5 protein-coding genes and 1 pseudogene are annotated in these 4429 nt (G+C 71.5%); 4 read left to right on the top strand and 2 right to left on the bottom strand.

Features of this window, described 5'->3' with window-relative positions:
* A pseudogene (locus tag ACXJJV_RS06145) lies at positions 1–1135 on the bottom strand (hypothetical protein); the annotation flags it as partial.
* Positions 1136–1649: 514 nt separating this feature from the next.
* Here ACXJJV_RS06145 and ACXJJV_RS06140 point away from each other — a divergent pair.
* Positions 1650–1844 (top strand): hypothetical protein, encoded by a 195-nt coding sequence (locus ACXJJV_RS06140; RefSeq protein ID WP_456467307.1) that lies wholly within the window; start codon positions 1650–1652, stop codon positions 1842–1844.
* A 23-nt stretch (positions 1845–1867) separates the two neighbouring features.
* Here the strand turns inward: ACXJJV_RS06140 and ACXJJV_RS06135 are convergent, their stop codons facing one another.
* Positions 1868–3058, bottom strand: a complete 1191-nt coding sequence (locus ACXJJV_RS06135) for a hypothetical protein (RefSeq protein ID WP_456467306.1) — start codon at positions 3056–3058, stop codon at positions 1868–1870.
* 166 nt (positions 3059–3224) lie between these two features.
* Here ACXJJV_RS06135 and ACXJJV_RS06130 point away from each other — a divergent pair, with 166 nt between their 5' ends.
* The 3 genes from ACXJJV_RS06130 to ACXJJV_RS06120 form a co-directional block, all read left to right on the top strand.
* On the top strand, positions 3225–3617 hold the full coding sequence (locus tag ACXJJV_RS06130) for a hypothetical protein (protein ID WP_456467305.1): 393 nt from the start codon (positions 3225–3227) through the stop codon (positions 3615–3617).
* Entirely contained in the window at positions 3617–4009 is a 393-nt protein-coding gene (locus ACXJJV_RS06125; protein WP_456467304.1) for a hypothetical protein, read from the top strand. The genes ACXJJV_RS06130 and ACXJJV_RS06125 overlap by 1 nt, the downstream gene beginning before the upstream one ends.
* Positions 3985–4429: hypothetical protein (locus tag ACXJJV_RS06120; RefSeq protein ID WP_456467303.1), on the top strand; the 445-nt coding region annotated here is incomplete at its 3' end. The genes ACXJJV_RS06125 and ACXJJV_RS06120, both read left to right, overlap by 25 nt.

Here is a 4429-nt window from a genome sequence, read left to right as displayed (position 1 = left end):
TCGACTCCGTGAGCCATCCGTCCGCCCCGAAGAGTCCCGCGAGGAACTCGGCCTTGATGCCGGTGGGTGCGCGGCGGATCCAGCGGGGGACCCGGTAGGCGCGCTCGACCTTGGGGCTTCGGGGCATTCCGAGGCGTTTCAGGTAGCGGGCGAAGGCGCGCGAGTGCACGTGGAGCTCGACCATGTCCTTCGTGTCCCACCGCCTGAGGCCCGTCCCGACGCCGAGCGCGGCGAGGTCGTCGGCGAGGTCCCGGAGGCCCTCGGGCTCGCCGGCGAAGGTCAGCCGCGGTCGTCCGTCGATCTCGTGGAGGCTGCCGTCGCCGAGGGCGTAGCCGAGGATGCGGGCGAGGAGTGGGGTCTTGTGGTCGTCGAGGTCGAGCGGTAGGAGGCCTCGGCGGCGGAGGTATGCCTCCTGTCGTTCGGGGAGGTTGGGGTCGCGCAGGACGGGCTCGGGTGGGGCGTCGGCGGGTCGGGCGCGGGCTCGGAGGCGTTCGATGCGGCGCTCGAGGCGGGTGCTGAGGCGGTGGGCCTCGCGGCGTTTGCGTTCGTGGTAGGGGAACCCGACGCGGGTGAGGAGTCGGTGGACGTGGGTGTCGCCGTCGACGTGGAGGTGGGCGCGGAGGTAGTCGCGGCCGGAGGGTTGGGTGGGGGTGGCGGGGATTCGGAGGTCGTGGAGGAGGGTGTGGACGTCCCGGAGGAAGGCGGTGAGCCGGTCGCGGTGCCGGGCGGGGGTGGTCGCGGTGAGGGTGACGCGCGGTGTGGTCGGGGAGTCGTCGACGATGGAGGCCCGGGCGTCGAAGAGGCCGGAGAGGTAGGCGGCCTTGAGGTGAGTGGGGGCGCGGTGGACGGCGTCGGGAACCTTCGGGCCGGTCTCGCGTCGGGGGCCGAGGGGGAGGCCGAGTCGGAGGAGCCCGTCGGCGACCGTCTTGGAGTCGATCTTGAGGGCTCGGGGTTCCGTCTGGTGGGCGATGTCCAGGGCGCTGAGGTCGCGTCGCAGTCCCTCGAGGGCCTCGGGGTCCACGGCGACGCGCACGCGGCGGACGGTGGTGTTCCGGTCCCGGCGATGGTACTCGGTGATGGAGCCTCGGGCGGAGAGGTAACCCAACGCGCGGAACAGCCCGGGGTTGCGTTTCATCCGGGTGATGCCCCGACGGTCGTTCGAGCGTCGATGGGTTACCGTGTGCGTTCCCGGTCTGCGATAGGGGGATCGCGCCGCGCTCGGTGTCGGTGTGTTAACCGGTAAGCGGCGGGCGGGAGCCTCTCGGGCTGAGGGCGTGCGGGGCGTACCCGGCGGTCAGGGGGTCGTGTCATCACGGCCGTTGGTCCGCCGGCCCACGCTCGGGGTGGGCTTCCGCGGTCCACCGGTCCTCGTTCGAGCGCTGAGCTCGCACGCGTCCGTGCCCCTGGTCGCGGCCGAGGACCTGATGACGAGGATCTCCCTGGGTCGACCTTGGCTGTCGTTCATTGTGGGGGCTCCGTGGTGACCACACTCGTTCCCTATCTGGTCGGCGTTACGCTTCCTTTTGGTGTTCCAGCGTCGGGCCTGTCCCGGCGCCGACCGGGCGGTTGGGTCTTAAGTGTCGAAAAGGTAAAGGGTTATTAGGAGGGGGTCATCGGTTCCGGAGCCCAGCCGGTGGGGGAGCGCTCGGATGCTGCGGGAGCTGGTGCGCGTGTTCACCGGTGAGCGGGAGGAGGTGAGGCGTCGGGTGGAGCGGGTGAAGAGGCAGGTGGCCGCCTCCGAGGTGGACGTGGAGGAGGTGGCCGTGGACCTGGGGACGGTGCCGGGGGACGGGGACGACGTGGCTCGGGACCTGTCGCGGCTGCGGGGGCTGCGCTACCGTTAGCGGCGTTGGCGCCGTTCGTCCCCTTAGGTGGCGCGCCCCGGGTGGAGGCGTTCGAGGTCCCTGCGTCCGGGGAGCTTGCGGTGTAGCAGCCAGGATTTGACGCGGATGAGGCCGGTGAGTGGGAGTGACTGGGCGAGCGCGGGTTCTGGGTGGGGTAGGACCTCGCGGAGCTCGTGGAGCTCCTCCTCGGTGAGGGTGGTGAGGGGGTCGGTGGTGGCGACGGGGACGACGTGATCGATCTCGTGGTGGACGAGATAGGCCCAGGAGCGGCCGGCCTTGACGTCCCCGGGGCGCAGGTCCGCGGTGAGGGCGCGCGCGACCGGGTTGGGGAGGTAGTCGGTGGGGCGCTCCTCGACCTCGTCCAGGGTCAGCCGGTACCCTCGGGCGCTCATGACGGCGTCGAAGACCTCGGGGTAGAGGGGGACGAGCCGGCGGAGGTCGGTGTAGGCGGTCCCGTGCTCCCGGCGGATCCAGGGGAGGTAGGGGCGCCGGTCGGGGATGGGTCCGGGGACGGCGGCGGCGTTGGCGCGGAGGACGCGATGCTCCCAGCGGAGCGGGTCGGGGAGGTCGTTCGGGTCGAGGAGGCGGGCGAAGCCGTCGAGGAGGTCCGGGTCCACCCGGTACCGCTCGGCGAGCCGCTCGAGGAGGGGTCGGTAGGGGTCGCCGGGGAGGACGTCGGCGCACTCGGCGAGGAGTCGAAGGATCTCGGGGTAGGCGTCGGGGTCGCCCCACTCCCAGCGCCGCAGCAGGTCGCGGAGGATGGGGCAGTCGAGCCCCTCGGCGAGCCCCCGGGCCCGGTCGATGAGGAGGCCCGGGTGGTCGTGCAGGTACAGGGGCAGGTCCCCGGGGAGGTCGACCCGTAGCGGTAGGTGGTGGGAGCGGAGGACGCGGAGGATGCGCTCGCGCCACCCGGGGTCGTGCAGAGCGGCGGCGAGGGCGGCCTCAGTCCCCCCGAGCCGGAACTCCCGGGCGAGCCGGACGAGCAGGGCCGCGCCGGCGAGCTGGAGCGGGGAGGAGGCGCGGGCGACGGCGGTGACCCGGGGCTCCCAGCCGTTCCCGTCCACGAGCTCCTCCGCGCGCACCGCCTCCTCGGCGCGGAGGCGGGCCTGAAGCTCCCCCATCGTGTCCCGGATCCACTCGTGCAGGCGATCGTCGGAGGTGGCGAGGGAGCCCAGCACGTCGAGGAGCGTCTGCGCGAGCTCGTCGCCGCTCACGGGGAGCCGGACCTCGACGACCCCAATGCCCGATCCACCCCCGGCCCGCGCGATCGGTGGCGACGAAGGGTAAAAATCAATTCGGAAAGGGCTTTCCCGTGCCGATAACCTTATCTAACTGCAAATAATGCCGTCCGGCCGAACCGCCAGCGGGGGCGGGTCCGGGTTGTCCGACCTCCAGCGGGTCGTGGACAAGGAGGGCGTGCTCTGCGCGTTCATCGCCACGAAGGACGGGTTCACGGTCGACTCGGCCGTCTCCGAGGAGGTCGTGAAGGACATCGGGGAGGTGAACACCGACTACCCCGCCGCGATCTCCTCCACCATCCTCCTGCGCGTCCGAAACATCATGGAGGAGCTCGTGGAGCTGGAGGAGGGCCTGATCGTCTCCGTCGTCGGCGGGCACTCCCTCGTGCTCAAGGAGGTGGACGAGGACTTCATCGTGGGCCTGCTGTACGACAGCGGGAAGATCACCGAGGGGCTGGCCCGGGTGCTCCTGAGCCAGCTCGAGGAGGCCGCGCGCAGGCTGAAGGAGGAGTCCGAGATCGGGGCCGGGGTGTAGTGAGCGACGGGTCCACGGACCTCAACGCGGCCCTCCTGGCCGCCATGCTGGCCACGCTCCGCGACCTCCAGACCCCGGGCGACGTCGCGTGCGCCCTCCGGGAGACGCTCCGAAACCTCGAGAGCCGCAAGGTCCAACGGATCCTGAGCCTGTACGAGGGCCTCCCGGACCGAAACGGCGAGCTCGAGGGACCGGTCGGGGAGACCTACCGGGTGGACGGCGACGAGATCACCGTCGAGGACTGCCCCTGGCAGCCCGTCTGCCGACTCGTCGAGGACCTCGAGGGCCGCGTCCTGTGCCCCGTCGCCCTCCTGATCGCGGCCACGAACGGGGTCTGGTTCCGGGAGGTACGACGGGGGAACGACCGATGCCGACTCACCCTGAGGCGGTGATCACGTCCCCCTGGCACACCATCTCGGTCGCCCTCGTCCTCAACCGCGAGCTCGAGCGGCACGACGGTCGCGTCGTTTACGCCCACCTTTACCTCGTCCTCGACCGGCTGAAACGGCTCCTCGACTTCGACCTCGAGCGGCTCGAACGGGCCCTCCGGGAGGAGGGCACCCTCGAGCTGGACGCGGGGACCGGCCGGTTCCTCATGGAGGTGGAAGGGGACCGCGTACGCGTTCGAGAGTGCCCCTACCGGGACGCGTGCCGCCGCCTCATACCCCGGCTCGGGCCCGAACGACCGCTCATCCTCCCCTGCACGGTCCTCGTCCAGCTCGCCCTCGACCGGGTCAAGGACCGCACGTACGTGAGCCGGCTCGAGCCCGGGGAGGAGGAGTGCACCGTGCACCTGTCCCACGCCCCGTCAA

It is taken from the genome of Methanopyrus sp. (assembly GCF_053997775.1).
This window is presented reverse-complemented; position numbering and strand designations above follow the sequence as displayed.